Origin of the sequence: Janthinobacterium kumbetense, from assembly GCF_023703445.1 — a bacterium.
Lineage (GTDB): Bacteria > Pseudomonadota > Gammaproteobacteria > Burkholderiales > Burkholderiaceae_D > Janthinobacterium > Janthinobacterium kumbetense.
In genome coordinates this window covers 511,794-534,685 of record NZ_JAMQGR010000001.1, presented here as the reverse complement: position 1 = coordinate 534,685, position 22,892 = coordinate 511,794, and the positions used below count along the sequence as shown (strand labels likewise).

The 22,892-nt window shown below is 65.2% G+C and carries 22 protein-coding genes; 5 read left to right on the top strand and 17 right to left on the bottom strand.

The window, feature by feature from the left end; genetic code table 11:
- Positions 1-5: 5 nt before the first annotated feature.
- The 6 genes from NCG91_RS02320 to NCG91_RS02295 all read right to left on the bottom strand — a co-directional run bounded on the left by NCG91_RS02320 (position 6) and on the right by NCG91_RS02295 (position 6,806).
- Positions 6-851, bottom strand: coding sequence for a hypothetical protein (locus NCG91_RS02320; protein WP_251348402.1), 846 nt, complete (start codon positions 849-851; stop codon positions 6-8).
- Entirely contained in the window at positions 835-1,881 is a 1,047-nt protein-coding gene (locus NCG91_RS02315) for an aminotransferase class I/II-fold pyridoxal phosphate-dependent enzyme (RefSeq protein WP_251348401.1), read from the bottom strand. The genes NCG91_RS02320 and NCG91_RS02315 overlap by 17 nt, the downstream gene beginning before the upstream one ends.
- Before the next feature lie 20 nt (positions 1,882-1,901).
- Positions 1,902-4,076, bottom strand: a complete 2,175-nt coding sequence (locus NCG91_RS02310) for a hypothetical protein (protein WP_251348400.1) — start codon at positions 4,074-4,076, stop codon at positions 1,902-1,904.
- On the bottom strand, positions 4,073-5,422 hold the full coding sequence (locus NCG91_RS02305) for a hypothetical protein (RefSeq protein WP_251348399.1): 1,350 nt from the start codon (positions 5,420-5,422) through the stop codon (positions 4,073-4,075). The genes NCG91_RS02310 and NCG91_RS02305 overlap by 4 nt, the downstream gene beginning before the upstream one ends.
- 4 nt (positions 5,423-5,426) lie before the next feature.
- Positions 5,427-6,155: a hypothetical protein gene (locus tag NCG91_RS02300; RefSeq protein WP_077405567.1), complete on the bottom strand. Its 729-nt coding sequence runs from the start codon at positions 6,153-6,155 to the stop codon at positions 5,427-5,429.
- An 87-nt stretch (positions 6,156-6,242) separates the two neighbouring features.
- On the bottom strand, positions 6,243-6,806 hold the full coding sequence (locus NCG91_RS02295) for a hypothetical protein (RefSeq protein WP_251348398.1): 564 nt from the start codon (positions 6,804-6,806) through the stop codon (positions 6,243-6,245).
- Between the two features lie 412 nt (positions 6,807-7,218).
- Between NCG91_RS02295 and NCG91_RS02290 the strand changes: the two genes are divergently transcribed.
- Positions 7,219-9,021: a DUF1800 domain-containing protein gene (locus NCG91_RS02290; RefSeq protein ID WP_251348397.1), complete on the top strand. Its 1,803-nt coding sequence runs from the start codon at positions 7,219-7,221 to the stop codon at positions 9,019-9,021.
- Positions 9,022-9,030: 9 nt separating this feature from the next.
- Complete coding sequence (locus NCG91_RS02285; protein ID WP_251348396.1) at positions 9,031-10,476, top strand: DUF1501 domain-containing protein; 1,446 nt, start codon at positions 9,031-9,033, stop codon at positions 10,474-10,476.
- Here NCG91_RS02285 and NCG91_RS02280 read toward each other — a convergent pair.
- From NCG91_RS02280 to NCG91_RS02265, 4 genes are read right to left on the bottom strand one after another with little or no spacing between them, the layout of a single operon-like run.
- Positions 10,473-11,339 carry a dioxygenase family protein gene (locus tag NCG91_RS02280; RefSeq protein ID WP_251348395.1) on the bottom strand — a complete coding sequence of 289 codons (867 nt, stop codon included), beginning with the start codon at positions 11,337-11,339 and terminating at the stop codon, positions 10,473-10,475. The genes NCG91_RS02285 and NCG91_RS02280 overlap by 4 nt on opposite strands.
- Positions 11,297-11,461, bottom strand: coding sequence for a hypothetical protein (locus tag NCG91_RS02275; protein WP_171985041.1), 165 nt, complete (start codon positions 11,459-11,461; stop codon positions 11,297-11,299). Before NCG91_RS02275 ends, NCG91_RS02280 begins: the two co-directional genes overlap by 43 nt.
- A 3-nt stretch (positions 11,462-11,464) precedes the next feature.
- The gene (locus NCG91_RS02270; RefSeq protein ID WP_251348394.1) at positions 11,465-12,106 is read right to left on the bottom strand and encodes a hypothetical protein; all 642 of its coding nucleotides are present in this window, start codon (positions 12,104-12,106) and stop codon (positions 11,465-11,467) included.
- Between the two features lie 15 nt (positions 12,107-12,121).
- The gene (locus NCG91_RS02265; RefSeq protein WP_099667602.1) at positions 12,122-12,595 is read right to left on the bottom strand and encodes a Spy/CpxP family protein refolding chaperone; all 474 of its coding nucleotides are present in this window, start codon (positions 12,593-12,595) and stop codon (positions 12,122-12,124) included.
- 193 nt (positions 12,596-12,788) lie between these two features.
- On the opposite strand from NCG91_RS02265, the gene NCG91_RS02260 reads away from it, so the two are divergent.
- A complete protein-coding gene (locus tag NCG91_RS02260; protein ID WP_251348393.1) occupies positions 12,789-13,478 on the top strand; it encodes a response regulator transcription factor in 690 nt (229 codons plus the stop codon).
- 2 nt (positions 13,479-13,480) lie between these two features.
- A complete protein-coding gene (locus NCG91_RS02255; RefSeq protein WP_251348392.1) occupies positions 13,481-14,974 on the top strand; it encodes a sensor histidine kinase in 1,494 nt (497 codons plus the stop codon).
- 41 nt (positions 14,975-15,015) lie between these two features.
- Here the strand turns inward: NCG91_RS02255 and NCG91_RS02250 are convergent, their stop codons facing one another.
- The 5 genes from NCG91_RS02250 to NCG91_RS02230 all read right to left on the bottom strand — a co-directional run bounded on the left by NCG91_RS02250 (position 15,016) and on the right by NCG91_RS02230 (position 18,519).
- Positions 15,016-15,357: a FlxA-like family protein gene (locus tag NCG91_RS02250; RefSeq protein WP_251348391.1), complete on the bottom strand. Its 342-nt coding sequence runs from the start codon at positions 15,355-15,357 to the stop codon at positions 15,016-15,018.
- A 121-nt stretch (positions 15,358-15,478) separates the two neighbouring features.
- Complete coding sequence (gene dcd / locus NCG91_RS02245; RefSeq protein ID WP_034755486.1) at positions 15,479-16,048, bottom strand: dCTP deaminase; 570 nt, start codon at positions 16,046-16,048, stop codon at positions 15,479-15,481.
- A 133-nt stretch (positions 16,049-16,181) separates the two neighbouring features.
- Positions 16,182-16,982 (bottom strand): alpha/beta fold hydrolase, encoded by an 801-nt coding sequence (locus NCG91_RS02240; RefSeq protein WP_251348390.1) that lies wholly within the window; start codon positions 16,980-16,982, stop codon positions 16,182-16,184.
- A gap of 58 nt (positions 16,983-17,040) precedes the next feature.
- Positions 17,041-17,736, bottom strand: a complete 696-nt coding sequence (locus NCG91_RS02235) for an HAD family hydrolase (RefSeq protein WP_251348389.1) — start codon at positions 17,734-17,736, stop codon at positions 17,041-17,043.
- Between the two features lie 21 nt (positions 17,737-17,757).
- On the bottom strand, positions 17,758-18,519 hold the full coding sequence (locus tag NCG91_RS02230) for a sulfite exporter TauE/SafE family protein (protein WP_034756294.1): 762 nt from the start codon (positions 18,517-18,519) through the stop codon (positions 17,758-17,760).
- Positions 18,520-18,670: 151 nt separating this feature from the next.
- On the opposite strand from NCG91_RS02230, the gene NCG91_RS02225 reads away from it, so the two are divergent.
- Complete coding sequence (locus tag NCG91_RS02225) at positions 18,671-19,594, top strand: LysR family transcriptional regulator (RefSeq protein WP_251348388.1); 924 nt, start codon at positions 18,671-18,673, stop codon at positions 19,592-19,594.
- 29 nt (positions 19,595-19,623) lie between these two features.
- Here the strand turns inward: NCG91_RS02225 and NCG91_RS02220 are convergent, their stop codons facing one another.
- Together NCG91_RS02220 and NCG91_RS02215 are read right to left on the bottom strand one after the other, a co-directional pair.
- The gene (locus tag NCG91_RS02220; RefSeq protein WP_251348387.1) at positions 19,624-20,436 is read right to left on the bottom strand and encodes a hypothetical protein; all 813 of its coding nucleotides are present in this window, start codon (positions 20,434-20,436) and stop codon (positions 19,624-19,626) included.
- Entirely contained in the window at positions 20,436-22,856 is a 2,421-nt protein-coding gene (locus NCG91_RS02215) for a DNA internalization-related competence protein ComEC/Rec2 (RefSeq protein ID WP_251348386.1), read from the bottom strand. Before NCG91_RS02215 ends, NCG91_RS02220 begins: the two co-directional genes overlap by 1 nt.
- Between the last annotated feature and the right edge of the window lie 36 nt (positions 22,857-22,892).

Below are 22,892 nucleotides of genomic sequence, written 5' to 3'. Positions count from 1 at the left end.
TCTCGTCAGTTCCACATTTCGCCCAGCACAGCCAGTTCCAGTTCGCGCCGCTGGTTGGTCAGCACGCCGCGCTGGTTGGCAAACATGTCGTCGTGGATGCGCTGCTCGATGCGGCGCCGCTGCGCCGCCGAGGACAGGGCCGCCACGTACACCTGGTGACCGCTCAAGTCGATGCCCATCATCTGGCCGCACAGCCGGTGCTGCAGCAAACGGCGGTGCAGATCGTCCGTCTGGCCGCTGTAGGCGCGGCGCCGCCCGCCCGCATCGAACTCGATCACGTACAGGCCCGGGCCGCGGCCATTCGGGTCGCGCAAGGCATTGGCCAGCGTCCCCAGCGCCTGGTAATTCAGGGCCGCCGCTTCCGGCACCCGGCCCATGGTGCCGGCCAGGGTGGGCGGGATTTCACCCTGCTGCCCATCATCGTCCTGGCCCTGATCCTGGCCCGCATCGATGCCCGGCTCCGGCTCCTGCTGGTCGCCAAAGGCCGGTTCCGCCACGGGATAGGCCTGCGGATAGAGGGTCGGGTAGATGGGCACATAGCCGCCCCAGCTCCGGTAGCGCGGCGGCAGATAGGGCAAGGGCGGCGGTGCGGGACGCGGCGGCCTGCGCGCCGGATTCGCCTGGTAGCGCGGCGGTGCGGGACGGCGCTGTCCGCGCAGAGGCGGCCGCGCGCGCAGCCCGCCGCCGCGCATGCCGCCGCGCGCGCCACCGGGGGGCCAGCGCTCGCCCTCCCATTCGGCCTCGCCCTCTTCCTCCCCTTGCCACTCCTGCGACCACTCCGGCGCCCATTCCTGCTCGCCGACCGCTCCCGGCTGCCCCGCAAAGGGCAGCATTTCAAACGCTTCGTTCATATCGCCTCCTGATGTGATGTTCAAGCAAGCCCATCGCCTGCTCCAGTTGCCGCGGCGTCTGGTCGGCCCGCAGCAGAAAAGTCAGCGCGCCGGGACCGTCCCCCGCTTGCGCCAGCGACAGCACGCCCGCTGCGCGCAAGGCTTGTTGCAAATGGGCGCGGCCGGGCAGGCGCTGCACGGGAAAGCTGCCGCCCCGGCAGGCGATGCCGGCCGCCGCCATCCCCGCCCTCCATTGCGCCACCCTGTCCCCCAGCCTGGCGCGCAGGGCATCGCCATGGCGCGCATTGAGCGCCATGGCGCGCCGCGCCGCCGCCAGCACGGCTGCCGAAGGCGGACTGGCATGCACGCGCGTCTGGCTGTGCGCCGTGAAGCGCCGCAGCAAGTTCCCGCTGCCCGCCAGCACGGCCAGCGGCACGCCGAAACCCTTGGCCAGCGAGGCGCCGATGATCAGGTGGCCTCCCCCCTTGTCGTAGCCGCCCGGCAAGCCATGCAGCCGCGCCGAGCCGCCACCCTGTGTACCCGCCACGCCCAGCACCTGCGTGTCGTCCAGCAGCAGATAACCGCCCCCCTGGCGCGCCAGGGCCGCGTAGCCGGCCAGCGGCAAGACCTGTTCACTGCCCGGCACATAGCCATCGGCCAGGATCAGCGGGCGCCGCCCCTGCCGGCCCCAGTCCGCCGCCAGGCGCCGCAGCACCGCCATCTCGCCGCTGGGAAACATGCGTAGGGGCAAGCCCAGCGCCTGCGCCCGCTCGGCACCCCAGCGCGCGATGGCGTAGCTGCCGCCATCGACGAGGATCACCAACCGCTCGGCAGCCAGCATGCCGAACAGGTCCCAGAACAGGTGCAGGGTCGACGGCAGCATGCAGGCGGCCTCGCAGCCTTGCAGCGCAGCCAGGCTTGCTGCCAGGGCTTGCGCGCCGGGCGGCTCCTGCAGCGCGGCCGGCTGGCCCAGGGTCAGGCTGCTCCACGGCGCCAGCGAAGCCGCCGGATGGCGCATGCCAAGGTACAGCGCACTGGTAAAATCGAGCATGCACGCGCCCCGCTCCCGTGCTAGACGCTGCGCAGCTGCTGGCTCAGGCGCTGGCGCAGCAATACCGAAGGCATCGTCGCTTCGATCGCCGGGTCGCTGCTGTCGACGGACAAATCGACCCCGGTGGCGGCGCGGTAGCCGTGGATATAGCCCTGCACTTGCGGACGCCAGAAACGGGCCCAGTTGAAGGCCTGCGTGGGTTCGTAGATGTCGCTCCAGTTGCCGTAGCGCACGGAGAGCAGCAATTGCTCGCCAAAGATGGCCAGGTTGCGGAAATGCATCACGCTCGTATCCGTCCAGCCCTGCAGTTTCTTCATGGCATCAACGCGGTCCATCCACGGTTCCGGATACGCCACCATCACGCGCGTCGGTAGGAATTCGCGGAATTCGGGGCGCGCCAGCATCCATTGCTGCATCAGCATTTCGATGCGCGCCGTCGACGGCAAGTCGCCGAACTGGTTGTGCGCGCCCTGCGACAGGATCAAATGGATTTCCTTCAAGGCATTCAGCACGGGGAAGGCGTCCGCCTTCACGGTGGTGTCGTCATCCTGCTTGTAGAACGAGGTCAACAGGCGCAGCAAATGGTGGAACGCTTCCAGGAATTTCGAGCGGCTGTCGGCTGGCCGGAAGTGCTGGACCGCCTTGCCGTCCAGGCGCACGCCGTAGTGATGGTCGTACTCGTAGTTGCGGCGCACCACGGTCAGCCGGTGCTGCTCATCTTGCGTGTATCCCCAGAGCAAGTTGTTCAGGGGACGCAGCATGTCGATTTCCGTGTTCGACAGGGGATCGAGGCCGCCGCCGGGGGCGCGCAGGTTCTGGAAGCGTTGCGCGATGGCGTTCATGGTCTGCACCAGCATGCCCTCTTCATGCCAGTACGACCAGATCAGTTCCAGCAGGCAAGGGTTCGCCAGCTTTTCCTGGATGATGCCAAAGCACAGGTCCACCTCGCCTTCCTGGCCGCGCGGGATGCTGATGGGGATGTCGGGCAATTTGCGGCGGATCACGGCCAGGTAGGGCAAGGTCTGGAAGCCGTCGATGTTTTCCAGGTAATCGTTGCGCAGCACGGTTTCCAGGTCACGCCCCTGGGGGATGTCGCGCCGGTCCAGATAGGCGTTGTCTTCAGCCGGATTGAAGGCCAGCGGCTGGTTCAGCACGCCGCAATTGACCATCACGAACGCTTCCGTCGCCACTTTCAGCACGCGGTAGGAGTCCGAATCGGAGAACGGCAGCGCGCGGCGCTGCTTGAGCTGCTGGAACATGTCGGCCTTCTTGACGAAGCGCTCCTGCTCGAAGCCGCGCACAGCGGCCAGGTCGCCGCAAAACAGGCTGTCCATGAAATGCAGGTAATTCGTAAACGACATCGCCTCGGTGCTGTTGCGTATCAGGGTCCACAGCGGCAAGTCTTCCGTCGGCTCCGTTTCCGTGCGCGTCAGCGACACGCCCACATTGCCCGAGATGGGCTGCGGCTGGCGCTCTTCCGTCTCGTATTCCGCATCCACGGCCAGCATGGCGTTTGGACTCAGCCCTTCCGGCACGGGCAAGGCACTGCGCAGGTCGGGCCGCTGCGACAGCATCATCTGCGCCATGAAACGGTGCATGCCGGCGCGCCGCACGGGTGTGGAAAAGGCGTTCGGCGTGCCGCGCATGGGCACCCATGGCGCGGCGGCCAGCACCTGCACCTGGTCGCGCCCGTCCGCGCTTTGATCGCCGTCAAACGAGACGCTGGCCACGGCGCGGTCGCCCACCCTGCCGAAATTGCAGTCGCTGGGATGGCAGTCCGGTGTTTCGAAGGCCAGTCCCACCTGCGGATTGAGCTGCGGCTTGAAGCACAGCACGGCACTGCAGCCGGCCTGCACCGTCACGCACTGGGGCGCCGTGGCGGGGAAATTGCCATACACGCCCACGTAGCTGCCCGTCGCCAGGTCGGCAAACACGGTGCTGCCACGGCCATCCGTCCAGCGCACGCCGACCAGCATGGCGGGGTCTGGTACCCAGGTGGCGGCGTTGAAATCATGGCAGTCCGCCTCGGCGCCCCGGTACAGGCTGATCGCGGCATTGACGACCATGGCCCCGCTGTCCTGCTCGTGCACGGTGACGACGATGCTGCCGCCCTGCTGTTTCGGACCCGCCTGGCCCGCCGCCCCGCTCCTGCTGCCCATCTTGCCACCCATCTTGCTGCTCATCTTGCTGCTCATGTCATTCTCCTCAATGGATAATCAAACGGCCTGCCGGACCGGCGGCCATGCCGCACGACATCCGCGCACAGCTCCGACGTGTCCAGGGTGCTGCGCAGGGCCCAGTGGGTCAGCAAACGCCCCAGCAGCTCGCTTTCGTCTTCCGGGCTCAAGGTGGCGCTGGCGCGCGCCTGGCCCAGCACGGCGAACACCAGGATCGGCGTCGCCTGGTACATCTGCGCCGGCGCCAGGGTCCAGCTGCGAAACAGCTGCGCCAGCATCGCCGGCTGGCGCGTGTGCACGTCCATGGCTTCGACCAGCGAGCCGCCGCGCAAGGCCGGCGGCCGGTGCTGCACCAGCAAGCCCACCAGGGCGTCCATGCTGGCCTGCAACTGTTCCAGCAACCGCTGCCGGGCCGGCGGCAAGCCGGCCAGCGGGTAATACGACAGCCACAGCTGTTCCAGGCGATCCCACTGCGGATGCGGATACAAAGCCCGTCCCATGGCGCAGCTCAGGCGCACCCGCAGCCATGGCACCGGATGGGGATCGTCGATATTGAGACGGAAGACAAACACGCGCGGCAGGCTGACCACGCCGATCAGACCCAGGGTGGCGGCCACGCCGACCCGCGCCAGCGACCAGAAATCGGCCACGATCTCGGAGATCCACCGCTCCCACAACTGCCACACGTGAACCAGGCCGCTGCCGCCGTGCTGCATGGCTTGCAGCACGGGCCGCAAGGACGCCACCAGGTCCAGCAGCGCCGCGCCCTGGTGGCCGATCTCGTGCACCAGCGACGAGGCGATGCCGCTGCCTATCATGCGTTCGCGCGGCAGGCGGATGATGGCGACGGGATTGTCGCCGCCGCCCGGCAGGCGCGTGCGCGCACGGCGGATGGCCGCGCCCGGCCCCCGGTCCAGGTAGCAGATCACGGGCGGCGCCTGGTAGACATCGCCGGGCAGCGCCAGCGCATCGGCGGCAACGATGTCGAGGCCGGCCAGCCACACGCCCGTCTTGTGCTCGCTGCGCTGGGTGATGACTTCGTTGAACAGGTCGAACTGGGTCAGCGCGGCATTGAACTTCAGGCGCAGGAAAGTGAAGCGGCGCTGGGCCTCGGCAGCCGTGGCCATGCTGGCGCCGTCGGCGTGCTCGCGCCGCAGCCACCACTGGAACTGGGCCACCATGCGCCGCAACGCGCGCCTGCCCTGCACCAGCTGGCTTTCGATGGCCGACTGGGCGCTGGGCATCAGGGCCGCCGCCAGCACCGTCGGCTCGATCAGCGCGAACGGTTCCAGCCGCGCCAGCCGCGTCAGCAGCGAGCGCGCCTCCTGCTCCAGCATCCAGGCTGCATAAGCGCCGATGGCCATGATGTCAGACGCCGTACAGGACGATCTTGTGGCCTTGCCGCGCCCAGCGCCCGCTGGATGGGCGCATGCCGGCCTGGCTGCGCACGCCGGCCGGCGCCATGCCGCCCCCCGCAGCTGCGCCGCTGCCGTTCTGCGTGGCGACCTGGCCGCCCGGACGGCCCAGCAGGCCTGGCGCGAACTGGCGCGCCGCCGCGCTGGCCGCCGCCTGGGCGATGGCGCGCGGGTCGCCATTGCCGCGCGCTTGCGCGGCGCGGTTGACGGTATCGGCCGCCAGGCGCACGAACTGCTTGGCGCCCTCGAATTCTCGGTCTTCGTTCGACGACGCTTCCGCTTCCAGCCCCAGGGCGCTGCCGGCGGCCGAGGCCAGGCCGCTGCCGATCTTGGCGCCCAGCGGGCCGCCGAAATAGCCGCCGATGGCGCCGCCCGCCAGGGGAATGGCCTTCTTCGCCACGCCCTTGAGCACGCCGCCGATGGCTTGTCCCACGGGCGACTTGATGATGCCGCCCGCCACGGAGGCGGCCTTGCGCAGGAAATTGCCGAGAAACTGTTCCAGTTCGGCTTCATTGCTGACCGACAACAGTTCATTCGCCAGTTCCATCTCCTCGGCCTCGGAAAACATGGCGTTCGCGCCGCCCTCGCCGCTCCACTCGCCCTGGCCAAACTCGAACTGTTCCGCTTCAAAGCCGGACATTTCCTGTCCATATTCCAGGGTCGTACGATCCAAGTCATGCATGATGAGCTCCTCAAAGTTAGCACCTCGGTTGACACTTCAGTTGACACCTCAGCTGACACAACAGTGCCGGACGCAGCAGCCGTCCGGCTAACAATCGAGCACGACGATGTGCCCGCCCTCGCGGCGCCAGTGGCCACCGTCCCGTCCCGGCATTTGCGCCGCCTGCCTGAGCAAGCCTGGCGCCACGCGGCGTGCCACTTGCAGCAAGGCGGTGTCCACCCGCGCCCTGGGGTCGCGCGCGCCCAGGACGCCGTCCTGCGCCAGCGCCGTGTTGACGGCATCGATCAGGTGCACGACCTGGCGCGCCAGTTCGAATTCCTTGTCTTCCGGGCTCAATCCTTCCAGTTCCATGCCGAAGATGGCCGCAGCGCGCCGCTTGAGCGCCTGCGGCGAGCCACCATGCAGGGGCAGCAAGGGCGCCACCACCTTGCCCAGCAACTGGCGCAGCGGCCCTTCCAGCGGCGTGCCGCGCACTTGCTGGCCCGCCGCGGTGGCGCCCAGCTGGTGCGCCAGGAAAGCATCGAATTGGGCCGGCCCTTGCAATTCCAGCAACTGCGCCGCCAGCGCCAGCGCATCTTCCTGGAGCGGCAGCATGCCCGGCGCGTCAGGCAATTCCATTTCGGGACGATAGGCGAGCAGGCGGCTGGTCATGACAGGCTCCGGTGGAAGGCGGGCGGGTGGCCCATGCCTCACTGACGCAAGGGCCATGCCAGTCCGGCGCAGGGGAAGAATGGGACAGGACAGCGAACGGCGTTTCGCCGATAGCGTAAAAACCATGGTTTCCGGCGAAGCGGGTTTCGTTGTCAAGATGAGCTTTCAAACAAGCTTAATTGGCAGGAATGATTACGTCGCCTATCCGCCACAGTGCTCGCTATCGGCAAAAAATATTTTTCATTTTTAAAAAGCAAACTTCGCGCTACCCCACCAAAAACACCACCAATACCATGCCAACGGACGATAAAAATAAACGTGGCCAACACGTAAATAGTTAATTGGAAACAGGATTTTGGTAGGCAAGCCCTACAATTAATGGGCCAGAATTTGATTGCCTGAAAGAAACTAAATGATAGACCCTACCTTGCGCCGTTTATTGGCCATCACATTACTCAGCCTGCTTGCCGCCTGCGGCGGTGGCGGCGACAGCAAGACCGGCGCCACCCAGAACCCGGACATATCGGTCGTGCCGCCCGCGACCACCGCCCCCGGCGATCCGGCCACCCCCGGCACCAAGCCGGGCGACACCATCCCGCCGCCGCCCCTGACCACGCCCCCGGCCAACCAGACCGCCACCTTCACGCGTGCGGAAGCGTCGCGCTTCCTGGGCCGCGCCACGTTCGGGCCGGACATGGCGGCCATCGACGCCCTCGCCGCCAGCGACAGCGACGCCTGGTTCCGCGCGCAGTTTTCCAAGCCGCAAACCTTGCATCGCAAATATATCGACGCCAAGTATCCCGTTGCGGGCGCGGCGGCCACCAAGGCCGTGCCGAACGACTTTTACGAGTCGTTCTGGCAGCAAGCCGTGCGCGGCGACGACCAGTTGCGCCAGCGCGTGGCCTTTGCCCTGTCGGAAATCTTCGTCGTGTCCACGCAAAACGAGAGCGTATGGACGCAAACGCGGGGCGTCGCCAGCTATTACGACATGCTGGGGCAACATGCGTTCGGCAACTTCCGCACCCTGCTGCAGGGCGTGGCCACCCATCCGATGATGGGGCTGTACCTGTCGCACCTGCGCAACCAGAAGGAATCGGCCACGCGTACGCCCGACGAGAATTTCGCGCGCGAAGTGATGCAGCTGTTTACCATCGGCCTGTACCAGCTGAATGCGGATGGTTCATTGAAATTGTCCGGCGGCAAGCCCATCGACACCTACACGCGCGACGATGTGGGCGGCCTGGCGAAAGTGTTTACAGGCTGGAGCTGGGCCGGCCCTGACCAGGGTGCGAACCGTTTCTTTGGCAGCGTGGCCGATCCGGACCGCGACTGGAAACCGATGCAGAACTATGCGGCGTACCACTCCACCAGCGAAAAGCGCTTCCTGGGCGTGAGCGCGGCGGGCGCCGCCGGCGGCGAAGCGGACATGGCGCTGGCCCTCGACACCCTGTTCAACCATCCGAATGCCGGGCCCTTCTTCGGCCGCCAGCTGATCCAGCGCCTGGTGACCAGCAACCCCAGCCCGGCCTATGTGGGCAGGGTTGCGGCCGCCTTCGCCAACAATGGTTCAGGCGTGCGCGGCGACATGCAGGCCGTGATCCGCGCCGTGCTGCTCGACCCCGACGCGCTGGCGCCAGCCGGCAGCAGCCTGCGCACGGGCAAATTGCGCGAACCGCTTGTGCGTCTGGGCAACTGGATGCGCGCCTTTCACGCCAAAGATGCGGCCTTGCAGTACCGCATCTATTACCTGAGCGATCCGCTGTCGGGACTGGGGCAGAATCCCATGAACGCGCCATCCGTCTTCAACTACTTCCGTCCCTCGTACGTGCCGCCCAATTCGGCGCTGGCGACGGCGGGCCTGGTGGCGCCGGAAATGCAGATCACGTCGGAGCCATCCGTCACCGGTTACCTGAACTTCATGCAGGACGCCATCCGCGGCGGCGTGGCGGAAAACAGCGCCGTGCAAGCCGATTATTCGGCCGAAGTGGCCCTGGCCGACCAGCCCGCCGCCTTGCTGGACCGGGTCAACTTGCTGTTAATGTCCGGCAATATGTCGTCCCGGCTGCGCGGCAAGATCCTGGCGGCCGTCACGAGCATCGCGATTCCCCCTGCCAGCGGCAGCAATGCCGCGCAAGTGACGACGGCAAAAACCTACCGCGTGCACCTGGCCATTTTCCTGGCCATGGCCTCGCCTGAATACCTGGTTCAAAAATAAGGAAGCAGCATGACCATCACCTCTCATTTCTCGCGCCGCCGCTTCCTCGGCTCCATGCTGGGCCTGGCCGGCACCGCGGCCACGCCATTCGCCCTCAACCTGGCCGCCATGGGCCAGGCCGCAGCCCAGTCCGCCGACGACTACAAGGCCCTCGTCTGCCTGTTCATGACCGGCGGCAATGATTCCTTCAACACGGTGCTGGCCACGGACACGCCATCGTGGAGCGAATACCTGCGCCTGCGCAACACGGGCAGCAACGATTCGATCCACCTGCCCGGCGTCGGCGAAACGGGCGGCGTGCTGCCGATCACGCCCGCCACGGCGCAAACGGGCCGCAGCTTTGCCCTGCATCCCGCCCTCGCCCCCGTGAAAGACCTGTTCGACGGCGGCCGCGCCGCCATCGTTGCCAATGTGGGCACCCTGATCCAGCCCCTGACCCTGGCGCAATACAAGGTGGGCAATGTGGCGCTGCCGCCGAAACTGTTTTCGCATAACGACCAGCAATCGACCTGGCAATCGGGCTTGCCGGAAGGCGCCAGCATCGGCTGGGGCGGACGCCTGGGCGACCTGCTCGGCACGGGCAACGCGAATGCGACGTTTACGGCCATCTCGGCCGCGTCAAACGCGCTGTTCCTCAGCGGGCGCCAGGTGCGCCAGTTCCAGGTGGGCCAGGCAGGCGCCGTGCCGATCCGCAATATCGGCGGCGGCTACCTGTTCGGCACCACCGAGGGCGAGACCGCCTTGCGCGACATCATCAGCACGGCGGGCGACGACATGATGGAGCAGGAACACGTGGCGACGGTACAGCGCGCCATTTCCAGCCAGAGCGTGCTGAGCGGCGCCATGCTGGCGGCCGGCGCGGGCGGCGTGCCCAATCCGCCGCCCTACATCAACCCGAACACGGGCGCGTCCAGCGTCAACCAGCTGGCCGTGCAATTGCAGACGGTGGCGCGCATCATCGGCGGGCGCGGTCCCCTGGGGGCGAAACGGCAAGTGTTTTATGTGACCCTGGGCAGCTTCGACACGCATGACCGCCAAAAGGAATTGCATGGCGACCTGATGGCGCGCCTGGCGCACGCGCTCGCGTATTTCGACGCGACCCTGGCGACCCTGCAGGGCGCCGACGTGCGGCGCCAGGTGACGACGTTTACGGCGTCGGACTTCGGCCGCACCTTCAGCAGCAACGGCGACGGCACGGATCACGGCTGGGGCGCGCACCACTTTGTCGTGGGCGGCGCCGTGAAGGGCCGTGACATCTACGGCACCTTCCCCGCCACGGGCCTGGGCCATGAGCTGGACGTGGGTTCCGGCTCCCTGCTGCCGACCACCTCCGTCGACCAGTATGGCGCCACCCTGGCCAAATGGTTCGGCGTGGCAGACGGCCAGCTGGCCGACGTGTTCCCGAACATCGGCAACTTCAGCCGGCGCGACCTGGGTTTCATGACGGCAACTTAACCGTTCACGGCCACCGTCAGGGTGACCACATAACCATCGGTGGCATTGCCCGTCACCGTCGCCATCTGCAGGCTGGTGCCGTCGGCAAAGACATTGTCGGTGGCATAGCTGATCTGCGCCAGGTTGCGCACGCTGGCCGTGTAGCCGCTGCCCGTGTAAGCCTCGTTCAGCGTTGCCATCGGGAAGGTAAACTGCGACGTCTTGATGCGGTTCGCGGCGCTGGCCGCCTTGGCCAGGCTGGGATACACCTCGAAATGCACGTGCGGCATGCGTCCGGCGTAGCAGCCGGGAAAGATGGTCGTAAACGCCAGCTTGCCGGCGCTGTCCGTTTCCTGCACGCCGCGCAGGTAATTTTGCGCCGTCACGCCGCTCGAATACAGCGAATACAGGCCGTCGCGGTCGCAATGCCATAAATACACGGCGTAGCCGGCCAGGCTGGCGCAGCCGCCGCTGGCGTTGAGCAACTGCAAATTGATGGTCAAGGGCACGCCTGCCGCCACGCCCGTGGCGCCGTTGAAACTGGCGCGGATATCGCTGCGCACGACGCCCGACTGGTTCAGCACGTTGATGATGCTGCCGCCATTCGTGTTCGTGCCATCGGCCGGATACGGCCCGCCCGTTTCCTCGGGAATTACCGTGCAGGCGCCCGCGGTCGGTATCGTGACGCTGCCGGCGCTGCCGGACGTGCCTGTGACGCCGCCTCCGCTCGCGGCCGTGCTGCTGGCGTCCGACCCGCCGCCGCAGCTCATCAACGGCAAGGTGGCGGCGCCGGCCAGCAGCCAGCGCAGGACTTGCCGCCGTTCGGCCGCCTGTTGCCGCATCATTTCGAGGTCGGATGCCAGACCGTGATCATGTAAGTCCATATGTATTCCATCAAGTAGGGCAAGCTCGCCAGGGCAGGACTCAGGCTGGCGCACAGGAACAGCGCCTGCGTGGCCCGTTGCGCGAGCGCCTTCCTGGCGGCAATGGCGAGCTTGCGTTCCATGGCTCAAGCCGTTGTATCGACCAGGTTGCCGCTGGCGGACAGGCTGCCGCCCGCACTCGCCGCGCCCAGGCTGCCCGACAGTGCCTGCAGGAAACTGCTCAGTTTGCTGCTGCTCGTGCCGCCCTCATCGCCGCCCAGCGCGCTGAGCAGGCTGGCAAAGCTGGACTGCAAGTCCGTCACGCTGCTGTCCGCGCTCTGCGCGCTGTCGCTGCCTGACGACGAGAGTTTTTGCAGCAGGCTTTGCAAATCCGACTCGATATTGCCGGGACCGCCGCGCGCGCCACCGCCGGGTGGCGGCCCCGAAGGCGGCTCTGCCCCCTCTTCTTGCCCGCCGGCACCGCCACCGCTCTGCGCATGCAGGCTGCCCATCAGCTGGTGCAGGAAGGCGCCCAGCGCCTGGCCCGCGTCGCCGCTGCCGGCGGCGCTGGTGCCGTCCGTCGCGCTTTCGCCATCGCTGGCATCGACCGACACGCCGATCGATGACAAGGCGCTGGAAATAGCGTCGAGAAATGCGCCATCGTCGGGTTTTGACGGCCGCGTGCCGCCCGCGCCACTGGTACTGCCGGTATTGCTGCCGCCGCCCAGGCGGCTGAACGCGCTCAGCTGACTGGCGGCGCTGGTCGAACTCAAGGCACTGATGCTCATCTCACTCTCCTGTGCTTATTGGGGGCGGCGCGGGCCGGGGCGGCTGTCGCCCCGCTGCTGCGCCTGCTTGCGCTGCTCCGGCGTCAGCACGGCCAGCAATTGCTGTTCCAGCCGCGCCTGCTGCAAGCTGATCTGCGCCATGGCTTGCGCCGCCGTGCTGGCCAGCGCGCTGGCCTTCGCATCGTCGTAGGCGCTGGACGCGGCCAGCGCGCGCAGTTGCGCATGGGCCTTGAAGGCGATCTTTTCCTGTTCCCGCAGCAAGGGCGCCTGGGCATAGGTGGCGGCGAAAATCTTGTCCTGCTGCGCTTCGCTCAAGTCGATGCCGCGCAGGAATGGCGGCAAGCCCGGCGCACCGGGTCCGCCGGGTCCGTGAAGCAGGCCGGGCGGCGGCCCTTCCATGGGTGCAGCTTCTTGCTGGGCCAGCGCCAGCAGCGGCATGCTGCAGGCGGACAGCAGCAACAGGGATACGGCAATACTCAGGTATTTCATCGGGCTTTCCTTTCGTGGCGATCAGCCCTGATTGTGGGCGTCTGGCATGTAAAGCAACGTTAGGGCGGCGTAAAAGCGTGTAAAGGAAGGTGCGCAAATGTAAGCGGACGTATGTAAAAGCGGGTAAAACCGCCCTGAACGGCCCCCTTTGACTGCTATCATCGGGCGATATTCACCCGAAAAAAGCACAGGCATGAGCAAGGTTTTGTTAATCGATGACGACGTGGAACTGGTCGGCATGTTCCAGGAATACCTGACGCAGGAAGGTTTTGACGCCCGCGCCGTGCATGACGGCGAAAGCGGCGCGGCCGAGGCGCTGACGGGCCTGTACGCCATCGCCATCCTCGACGTCATGATGCCGCGCATGAATGGCCTGGAAACCCTGCGCCGCATCCGCGCCGGCAGCAACCTGCCCATCCTGATGCTGACGGCGCGCGGCGACGATACGGACCGCATCGTAGGCCTGGAGCTGGGCGCCGACGATTACGTGACAAAACCGTGCACGCCGCGCGAGTTGACGGCGCGCATCCGCGCCATCCTGCGCCGTGCGCAAGCGGCGCCGCAGGACACGTCGGGCCTGGCGCCGCTGACCGTGGGCCAGTTGACGATGTGGCCGGAACAGCGCCGCGTTGCCTGGGCCGGCGCGCACCTGGAGCTGACGAGCACGGAATTCAACCTGCTGGAAGTGCTGGTGCGCCATGCGGGCAAGCCCGTGAGCAAGAATCAGCTGTCCGAACTGGGCCTGGGCCGGCCCATGGCCCGCTTCGACCGCAATATCGACGTGCATTTGAGCAGCCTGCGCCGCAAGCTGGGCAGCCTGGCCGATGGCCGTTCCTGCCTGCAAACCGTGTACCGTCTCGGCTACCAGCTGATCAAGGAGTAAGCGTGGGCCGTCTGTTCTGGAAGTTTTTTCTGTGCATCATGCTGGCGCAAGTGACGGCCACCATCGGCATCGGCGGCACCTTCTGGCTGAAAAACCGGGCCGCGCAGCAGGAACGGGCCCTCGACATCGACACCAGTCCGCCCGCGCAAATGATCATCGAGGCCGCCAGCGCCACCGTGGAAGCGGGCGGCAGCCAGGCATTGCGGCAATTCCTGGGCAAGCTCGAACGCATGCGCGTGTTTGCTGTCGATGCCAAAGGGCAAGAATTGATGGGCCGCGCCGTGCATCCCGCCATGCTGGCCAAGGCGCGCGCCATGCTGCAACAAAGCCAGGCTCATCCGGTCGTGCGCGACGTGGCCGGCAGCGACGGCAAGCGCTACCTGCTGTTCCTGCCCTCGTCCGAACGCTTCCGCAATGCCGAGGCGGGCGCCGCGCGCGACACGCTCAACGCCGTCACCCTGAGCGGCCCGCGCGCCATGGGACCCGGTCCACGCCCCAGCGAAGCGGGCGCCCCGCCGCCACGCGGCGAATTCGGCCGCGGCATGCCGCCCGGCCCGCGCATGGACAGCCCCTACCGCACCTTCATTCCCTTGGCCGCCGCCATCGCCGCCAGCCTGCTGTTCGCCTTTTTGCTGGCCTGGTATTTTGCGCGCCCCATCCGCGACCTGCGCCAGGCGTTCGAGGCCGCCTCGCACGGTAACCTGGCGCCGCGCTTCCACGCCAGCGGCAAGCGCGGCGATGAATTGACGGACCTGGGACGCGATTTCGACCGCATGACGGGCCGTTTGCGCAGCCTCATGGACAGCCAGAGGCGCTTGCTGCATGATGTCTCGCATGAGCTGCGCTCGCCGCTGGCGCGCTTGCAGGCCGCCATCGGCCTGGCGCACCAGCAGCCGGAAAAGATGGCCGCCTCGATGCAGCGCATCGAACGCGAAAGCGAGCGCATGGATAAACTGATCGGTGAACTGCTGACCCTGTCGCGGCTGGAAGCGGGCGCCGTGCAAGCGGGCGCCGGGCACGCGCACAGCGAAGACGTCGGCATCGCCGACCTCGTGCACGACATCGTGGACGACGCCCGCTATGAAGCCAGGGCGCGCCTGATGGGCATCGACCTGGCGGTCGACGCGGCCATGGCCGACGCCAGCGTCACGGGCCAGCCCGAACTGCTGGCGCGCGCCGTGGAAAACGTGGTGCGCAATGCCGTCAAGCACAGCCCCGATGGCGGCACGGTGGATGTCGAGCTGTCACGCCAGCATGATTGCTTGCGCATCGCCGTGCTGGACCGGGGACCCGGCGTGGCCAGCGCCGACCTGGCCCGCATTTTTGAACCGTTCTTCCGCGCCGCCAATACCCAGCACAGCACAGACGGCCATGGCCTGGGCCTGGCCATCACCCAGCACGTCATCAACGCCCATGGCGGCCACATCGGGGCCAGCTTGCGCAGCGGTGGCGGACTGTGCGTGGAAATGTTGTTGCCCGTCAAAACGCCAGGCTGACCTGTCGGCGAGCCTGGCGTCTTTTACGCGCGGAGTTGCTGTTACGCTTGCGTATCGATGATGCTGCCCAGGGTGGACGAGGTCGATTTGGCCGGGCTCGTCGCCGTATCGGCGCTGCTGACCGGCTGAGCATCTTGCTGCGCCGCCTTCTGCGCGGCGGCAGCTTGCAACTGGGCAATTTGCGCCTGCAAGGCCTGGATTTGCTGCGCCAGCTGCTGCTGCAGCTTTTGCGACGCCTCCGTCTGCTCGCCCTTCTGCGACTCCGTCAACTGCTTTTGCGCCGCCGTGATCTGCTTTTGCAGCGCCGCGATCTGCGAACTGCTGCCCGAACTGGCGCTACCGGCCGCGCTGACCGCGCTGCCTGAACCGATTGCCGCTACCATGATGCCTCCTCAGTGTTTCGATACCAAGGTTAACGGCAAGCATGGGCGCGGATGTAGTGCCGCAGGTGTAAAGGCAGGTAAAGACAGGGAAAGACGGCTGGCGCCCCTCCCTTCACCGCAATCAGGTCTTGGGTAGCGTTACGCCGACCTGGCCCTGGTATTTGCCGCCGCGGTCCTTGTACGACGTTTCGCACACTTCATCTGACTCGAAGAACAGCACTTGCGCCACGCCTTCGTTGGCGTAGATTTTCGCCGGCAACGGTGTCGTGTTGGAAAACTCCAGGGTCACATAGCCTTCCCATTCCGGTTCGAACGGGGTGACGTTGACGATGATGCCGCAGCGCGCATACGTGCTCTTGCCCAGGCATATCGTCAGCACATTGCGGGGAATGCGGAAATACTCGACGGTACGGGCCAGCGCGAACGAGTTCGGCGGGATGATGCAATAACCCTTGCCGGACACGTCGACGAAGTTGTTCGCGTCGAAATCCTTCGGATCGACGATGGTGGTGTTGATGTTGGTGAACAACTTGAACTCGTCGGCGCAACGGATGTCATAGCCATAGCTGGAGGTGCCGTAGGAAACGATGCGGTTGCCGTCGCGTTCCTTGACCTGGCCCGGTTCGAACGGCTCGATCATGCCCGTTGTTTCCGCCATGCGGCGTATCCATTTATCGCTTTTAATCGTCATCGCAGGGGTATCTTTCTAGAATATCGGAATGGCTGGGGCCGCACGCCTGCTGCAGGCGTGGCCCGGATGGCAGGATTTTACGCGAAAAACCGCCACTTTTGGCCCTTGCCCGCTGAAAATCCTTGCCAGTCGGCTAGTGTTTAGCCAACAGCGAGGTGATCATCTCGCGCACCACTTGCGCCGTCAGTTCCGGGTTTTCCATGGGAAACAGATGCCCGCCCGGCACCTGGCGGAAAAATTTGCCGACCAGCTTGCGCGTGGCCGTCAAGCCCGCCTGGCGGCATTCCACCGATTCCGTGCCACCGATAAAACCGATGGGCACGGGAAAACCATCCTTGACGAGGCCGCCGATATGGTGCGGCAAGCTGCGGTAGACCTGCGTTTCCACTTCGCGCGTAAAGCGCAGCTGCACCCCTTCCGGATGCGGCGCCAGGCCGCTGTCGATGTAATCGCGCAAGACTTGCGGCGCCCAGATAGCGAACATGTCCTTGGCGGCAAAATGCGCATACGCAGCTTGCGCATCGGGCCACAGCTTGCGCCGCCGGGCGGAAAAACGGGCGGGAGAGTAACGCTCGCCCAGTGCCGTGTTGCGCGCCAGCCGCACCAGCAAGGCGCGCCAGCCCGCCACCACGGGCGAATCGAGCAAGACCACGCAACGCACCAAGTCGGGCCGCTGCTTGGCCACCATAACGCTGAGCATGCCGCCCAGCGAATGGCCGACGAGGATCACGGGCGCGCTGTAGCGGCGCTCCAGGTCGTCGATATACTCGCGCACCAGCTCGGGCCAGCCCGTGCTGACGGGGTATTCGGGATCGTGCGCATGCATGTCGAGCGCCTGCACGGTGTAATGCTGTCCCAGCAAGCCGAACAGCTTGCGGTAAGTGCCGGCTGGATAACTGTTGGCATGGGCAAAGTGCAGTTGCGGGAGGGTCATCGTGGGTCGGTGCCGGTGAATGCGATAAACAATTGTAATGGCATGCCGGCAAGACGTATCAGAGGAAGGACTCTAATTGCCGGGGCGCATGGGCCATGCCGGGCACGAACGCCGCCAGCACTTCGCCCAGCTCGGCGTTGGAATCCACGACGCAAAAAGCGTCGTCGAACGCATGGTGACGGTTCATGGGATTGCGCACGACGATGCATTCCAGTCCGGCCGCATTGGCGGCGCGCAAGCCGCGCGGCGAGTCTTCCACGGCCACGCAGTCGGCGGCGGCCAGGCCAAGGCGCTGCAAACCCAGCTGGTAGCCGTCGGGCGCCGGCTTGCTTTCGCCATACATTTCACGCGTCAGCACGAAATCGAAGTGGCGCAACAAGCCCGTGGCCGCATGGCTGATCCGGAAATGCTGTTCGTAGGCACTGGTGACGACGCCCATGGCCACGTGCGGGCGCAGCGCCGCCAGCACTTGCCCGATGCCGGGCATGGCCAGCTGGCGCGCCTGGCGCAAGCGTTGCGCGAACAGCGCGGTGCGCTCGGCCCGCAGGCGCTCGACCAGTTCGATCTCATGGCCCTGCCCCAGCAGCACATGCCAGGCGCCGTAGTTATTGTCCAGGAACCAGTCAAAGAATTGCTTCGGCGTCAGGTCTATGCCGTAGGGCAAGAGCAAGTCGCGGTTGCTTTCGTAAAACAGCTGCTCGGTGTTGACCAGCACGCCATCGTTGTCCCACAGCACGCCCTGGATGGTTTTCATGGCTTGTTGTCGTTCAGAAACTTACTTGAAGAAAATGTCGTAGGACAATTTAACGATCAGCAACACCAGCAGCACGAGGAACAGAATGCGCACGAAGGCGGCGCCGCGGCGCACGGCGATCCAGGTGCCCGTCAGGGCGCCCAGGATGTTGCACACAGCCATCGGTGCAGCCACGGCATACACCACGTGACCGGCGGGAATGAAAAAGGCCAGCGCAGCCACGTTGGTGGCGATATTCACCAGTTTCGAGCAGGCCGAAGCGAGGATGAAATCGAAGCCGAAAACGCGGATGAACAGGAAAATCAGGAAGCTGCCCGTGCCCGGCCCGAACAGGCCGTCATAGAAGCCGATGGCGCCGCCGATGACGATGGCGAGGATGCGTTCGCGCGGACCGATGGGGCGCGCCTCTCGCGTCGTGCCGAAATCTTTCTTGATGAAGGTGTAGATGGCCATGATGATGATCAACACGAGCACCATGGGGCGCACCACCTGCTGCGGCACATACGACACGGCCGCCGCGCCGATGAAGGACATGACAAAGGCGCTGGCCACGGCCGGCAGCACCAGCAGCCACGGAATATGTACCTTGCCGACAAACGAGCGGGCGGCAAACGTGGTGCCGCAGGCGGACGCCAGTTTGTTCGTGCCCAGCAGGGAAGTCGAAGCCATGTTCGGCATCAGGTTGAACAGGGCCGGCAGCTGTATCAGCCCGCCCCCGCCCACGGCGGCATCGATCAGGCCGGCAAAGAAGGCAAATAAACACAGCAGCGAGATGGTCAGCATGATAGGCAATGAGGAATGGGCGACAGCGGCAGTATAGGCGCCGTGGATTTTTCCGGATGCAACTTCATATTGCGGAAAACGCAATCAGGCGTAACGCTTGACGGAATGCGCCCCGTGCGGTCTACTGGCCTCTTTTGCCGGGAGTCACGCGATGTCGATGAAACTGATGTGGGAGATCCGCGCCTTTTGCACCGTGGTGGAAAAGCGCAGCTTCATCCACGCGGCGCGCATGCTGGGGCGCTCGCCGTCGGCCGTCACGCGCGCCATCCAGTTCCTCGAAGATGCCATCGGCGCCGAGCTGATCCTGCGCACGCAAAAGCAGTTCACCCTGACGACGGCTGGCGAAACGTATTACGCGTCGGCCAAGCACTTGCTGGAAACGCAGGCCGAGGCGGAAGACCAATTGGCGGAATTGAGCAATTCGCCGCAAGGCTGGGTGCGCCTGTCGGCGCCGGAAATCCTCTCCCTGGGCTTTCTGCCGAAAGTGGTGGCGCAATTTTCGCGCGACTACCCGAACGTCTCGGTGGACATCCATTTCTCCGATAAATCCATCGACCCCATCCAGGAAAAGCTGGATTTCGCCATCCGCGGCGCCTTTCCCCAGTCAAGCGAGCTGATCGGCTACCCCCTGTGGAATTACCGCCGCTACATGTACGCCTCGCCCGACTATATACAACGCATGGGCGCGCCCGGGGAACCGGAGGAGCTGGCCGGCCACGACATCATCATGCATTCGGCCCCCCGCATCCTGCGCGACTGGCATTTCGTTTCCGGCGAGCGCAACGTGCGCTACCAGGTGCAGCCCCGTTTCCGCTTCACTTCCGGCATCGCCACCTTCCAGGCGGCCCTGGAAGGCGCCGGCATCGTGCGCCTGGCCAGCTGGCTGGCCGAGCCAGCCGTGGCCGCCGGCACCCTGCGCAGGGTCTGCACGGCGTACCGGCTCACGTCATCGAAGGAGCTGGACCCCAGCATTCATGCCGTCTACGGCACCTCGCGCATGGCCAAGGGGGCGCGGTTGTTTCTGGAGTATGTCCGGCAGCGGGGACTGGAGATACCCGATGAAAGGACGCCGTAAAATGGCTATCTGATTAACCGACTCCCAAGTCACTGTTCAGACGTTGCCTTCCGCTCAGATCGCGAACGCGTCCACTCCTTTTGCGCAGATATTGTTTTAAGGGCGGCAAGAATCTGTTGAAGGTCACGGATACCTGTTCTAACAATCAGAGCACCAGACAGTACACCTATCACAGTGGCCGACACATAAATTTCAGCATACTGCCTCACAGCCATTGGCAATCCCAATGCATCTCCTTTTAACATCAATACCAGTGCAGTTCCCAGCAAACCAAAGATACGGGCTACATCGAGCCACTTCTCCCAAACAATTAGATAGGCATCCAATCGTCTATATTGCCCAATTAAAACTGCATTCGGAATGGCACGAAACTTAGCAACGAGATCACGCTCCCGGGCATACTGCCGATCCAATTGCTGAGCCATAAATTTACTAGGGCCGGTCAAACTTCGAATCAGCTTCCAAACGTCCCATAGGGTCACTACGATCCAAGTGATCCACATAATCAGCAAACAAATAAGCGATGCATTACTTAGCAGTTCGCGGCTCCACCAGTTCATTTCATGCGCCAAAAGTAATACCAAAATTACTAAAAAGCAGCATCCTAATATCGAAAGTGAAATTTTCCATGATGTGGGTGTTTTTTTCTTCTCGCGATCGGACAACAAAGTGATCCATTCCGAAAAGCTTGGCGGTCGATGAAACAGTATGATTTGTTTGACATCCGGCCCATTCATTTCATCGGGGTAGCGATAATTATTCATTTTTTTGAAAATATACGAGTTAGCAAATGTAAAAAGTGATCGTCCGAGGGGTAAGTCATAAAAATTGCCTTGCGGCATTAATAATACCAATACCTTGGCCGGCTGGCCCGATACCGCGTCACAGCTACCCCCTCCCCAAACGCCATCGCCACCGCCCCTTCGACATCCGTGCGCAAGCGGGTAATGCCCATGTCGCCATAGCGCGCATACACCTGCGCCTTCGGATGTTTATAGCGGTTGCGGTGCCCCACCTGGAAAATGGCCAGGGCCGGATGCACGGCGCTCAAAAACGCCGGCGTGGAAGACGTGCCGCTGCCGTGGTGCGGCGCCAGCAGCACGTCGGCCGCCAGTTCGCCCTCCAGCGAGCGTGCCAGCAATTGCGCCTCCTGCGCCGCTTCGATGTCGCCGGCCAGCAAGATGGCATGCTTGCCTGCCGTGATTTTCACGGTGCAGCTGCGGGCGTTCGGCGTCAAGCTGATGTCCGTATGGCTGGCGGGCAAGGGGTGCAACATGGCGAAATGCACGCCTTCCCAGGTCCAGCTTTGGCCCGCCACGCAATGCAGATACGGGAGCCGGGCTTGGCGCCGGGCCTCGATGGCCGGGTGGCCGTCGAACAGCGACGAGGCCAGCCATCCCACTTGCACGTTTTCCAGCAAGGATACGGCGCCGCCCGCATGATCGAGGTCGCTGTGGGAAATGATCACGCCGTCGAGCCTGGCGATGCCGCGCGCGCGCAGATAGGGCACGATGACCCGGCTGGCGCCATCGGAATCGAGGCCGTAGGCAGGGCCCGTGTCATACAGCAGCCGGTGGCCGTGCGTTTCCACCAGCACGGCCATGCCCTGCCCCACGTCAAAGGCAGTCACCCACAACTGGCCCGGCGGCGGGCTGGACGGCAAGGCCGTCAGCAGCGGCAGCCAGCCCAGCATGCCGGCCCAGCGATGGGGCCATCCCCGTGGCGCCAGCAGCCAGGCCGTGCCGAACAATGCCCAGCAAAAACTCCACATTGGCGGCGCGGGCGCCGTCCACACGGCAAAGCGGCGCGCACCCAGCCAGTCCAGCACCTGTGCCAGCATTTGCACGATGGCGTGCGCCAGCAGCAACAGGCCATCGGACAGGGGCGCCGGCAGCAGGCTGCCCGCCAGCGACAGGGGCGTGACGACCAGGCTGATGACGGGGATGGCCAGCGCATTGGCGACGGGAGACACCAGCGACACTTGCGAGAACAGCAGCATCGTCAACGGTACCAGCCCCACCGTCACCACATACTGCGTGTGCGCACCGAGCGCCACGGCCGCGCGCAGGCGGCGCCAGCGTCCCGCCTGCTGCGGCAAGGGCACCGTGGTGCGGCCTGCCGTCGCGTACAGCATGGTGGCGACGGCGCCGAACGACAGCCAGAAGCCGGGCCACAGCACGGCCCACGGGTCGAGCAGCACCACCACGCCCAGCGCCAGGCACAGGATATGGCCGATGCTGGTGATGCGCCCCAGCCACAGGGCCAGCGCCACCACCAGCAACATATACAAGGTGCGCTGCGCAGGCACGCCGAAGCCGGCGAGCAGCACATACAGGAACGCTGCCAGCGCGCCGGCCAGCGCGGCCACCTTTTGCGCCGGCAGCCGCAAGGGCAGTTGCCAGTCGGTAAAAAACGAGCGCCGCCACAGCGTGCCCACGCCCAGGGCGAACAGTCCCGCGATCATCGTGATGTGCAAACCCGAGATAGAGATCAAGTGGCTCACGCCCGTGCGGTTGAATACTTGCCAGTCCGACTGGGAGATGGCGCGCTGGTCGCCCACCACCAGCGCCACGATCACGCCCGCATACTGCCTATCTTCCAGGCTGCGCAGTATGCGCGCGCGCAAGGCCGCACGGCTCGCTTCCACCACGTTGCCGAAGCCGGGCACGAAGGCAACCAGGCGGACGTTCGGCGTATCGACGCGCGGCTGCGGCCGCACATAGCCCGTGGCGCGCACGCCCTGCTCCAGCAGCCACGCCTCATAGTCGAAGCCCATGGGATTCGCATTGCCATGCGGACGCTGCAGCCGCACGGTGAGGCGCCAGCGCTCGCCCGGCTGCACGTCGCCCACCTCGTTCGTCACCTCATCGCGAAAACCCGCGTACCAGGACAGGGCGATCAAGGGAGGAACCTGCGCGCCAACCGCTTTTTCCACGGCAAAGTTAAAACGCACGCCCTGCTCGAAGCGGTACGGCAGGCTGGCGACGGTGCCCGTGACAACAATATCCTGCCCTTCATCGGCCAGCGCCAGTTGCGGCGCCATGGCGGCCTGGGCCAGCCAGGCCGCCCAATAAAAGCCCAGTCCTACGCCAGCGGCGAGCGCAACAGCAGAACGCCAACGCACGTGACGGCGCAGCGTCACACTCGCCGCCCACCCTGCGCCCGCGATCCCCCACAGCAGCACGCCCGCATGCGGCGGCAAGCTTGCCTGCGTCTGCAACCAGGCGGCGCCAGCGGCAAAGCCGAGTATCAGGGTGCGCATGGGAACTCGACGCGAAAGGGATTCAGCTACTGTGCC

Bases quoted from the DNA above. Each gene is read 5' to 3' on its own strand.
- NCG91_RS02320 (WP_251348402.1), bottom strand. From the start codon at position 851: ATGAACGAAGCGTTTGAAATGCTGCCCTTTGCGGGGCAGCCGGGAGCG.
- NCG91_RS02315 (WP_251348401.1), bottom strand. From the start codon at position 1,881: ATGCTCGATTTTACCAGTGCGCTGTACCTTGGCATGCGCCATCCGGCG.
- NCG91_RS02310 (WP_251348400.1), bottom strand. From the start codon at position 4,076: ATGAGCAGCAAGATGAGCAGCAAGATGGGTGGCAAGATGGGCAGCAGG.
- NCG91_RS02305 (WP_251348399.1), bottom strand. From the start codon at position 5,422: ATGGCCATCGGCGCTTATGCAGCCTGGATGCTGGAGCAGGAGGCGCGC.
- NCG91_RS02300 (WP_077405567.1), bottom strand. From the start codon at position 6,155: ATGCATGACTTGGATCGTACGACCCTGGAATATGGACAGGAAATGTCC.
- NCG91_RS02295 (WP_251348398.1), bottom strand. From the start codon at position 6,806: ATGACCAGCCGCCTGCTCGCCTATCGTCCCGAAATGGAATTGCCTGAC.
- NCG91_RS02290 (WP_251348397.1), top strand. From the start codon at position 7,219: ATGATAGACCCTACCTTGCGCCGTTTATTGGCCATCACATTACTCAGC.
- NCG91_RS02285 (WP_251348396.1), top strand. From the start codon at position 9,031: ATGACCATCACCTCTCATTTCTCGCGCCGCCGCTTCCTCGGCTCCATG.
- NCG91_RS02280 (WP_251348395.1), bottom strand. From the start codon at position 11,339: ATGGACTTACATGATCACGGTCTGGCATCCGACCTCGAAATGATGCGG.
- NCG91_RS02275 (WP_171985041.1), bottom strand. From the start codon at position 11,461: ATGGAACGCAAGCTCGCCATTGCCGCCAGGAAGGCGCTCGCGCAACGG.
- NCG91_RS02270 (WP_251348394.1), bottom strand. From the start codon at position 12,106: ATGAGCATCAGTGCCTTGAGTTCGACCAGCGCCGCCAGTCAGCTGAGC.
- NCG91_RS02265 (WP_099667602.1), bottom strand. From the start codon at position 12,595: ATGAAATACCTGAGTATTGCCGTATCCCTGTTGCTGCTGTCCGCCTGC.
- NCG91_RS02260 (WP_251348393.1), top strand. From the start codon at position 12,789: ATGAGCAAGGTTTTGTTAATCGATGACGACGTGGAACTGGTCGGCATG.
- NCG91_RS02250 (WP_251348391.1), bottom strand. From the start codon at position 15,357: ATGGTAGCGGCAATCGGTTCAGGCAGCGCGGTCAGCGCGGCCGGTAGC.
- dcd (WP_034755486.1), bottom strand. From the start codon at position 16,048: ATGACGATTAAAAGCGATAAATGGATACGCCGCATGGCGGAAACAACG.
- NCG91_RS02240 (WP_251348390.1), bottom strand. From the start codon at position 16,982: ATGACCCTCCCGCAACTGCACTTTGCCCATGCCAACAGTTATCCAGCC.
- NCG91_RS02235 (WP_251348389.1), bottom strand. From the start codon at position 17,736: ATGAAAACCATCCAGGGCGTGCTGTGGGACAACGATGGCGTGCTGGTC.
- NCG91_RS02230 (WP_034756294.1), bottom strand. From the start codon at position 18,519: ATGCTGACCATCTCGCTGCTGTGTTTATTTGCCTTCTTTGCCGGCCTG.
- NCG91_RS02225 (WP_251348388.1), top strand. From the start codon at position 18,671: ATGTCGATGAAACTGATGTGGGAGATCCGCGCCTTTTGCACCGTGGTG.
- NCG91_RS02220 (WP_251348387.1), bottom strand. From the start codon at position 20,436: ATGCCGCAAGGCAATTTTTATGACTTACCCCTCGGACGATCACTTTTT.
- NCG91_RS02215 (WP_251348386.1), bottom strand. From the start codon at position 22,856: ATGCGCACCCTGATACTCGGCTTTGCCGCTGGCGCCGCCTGGTTGCAG.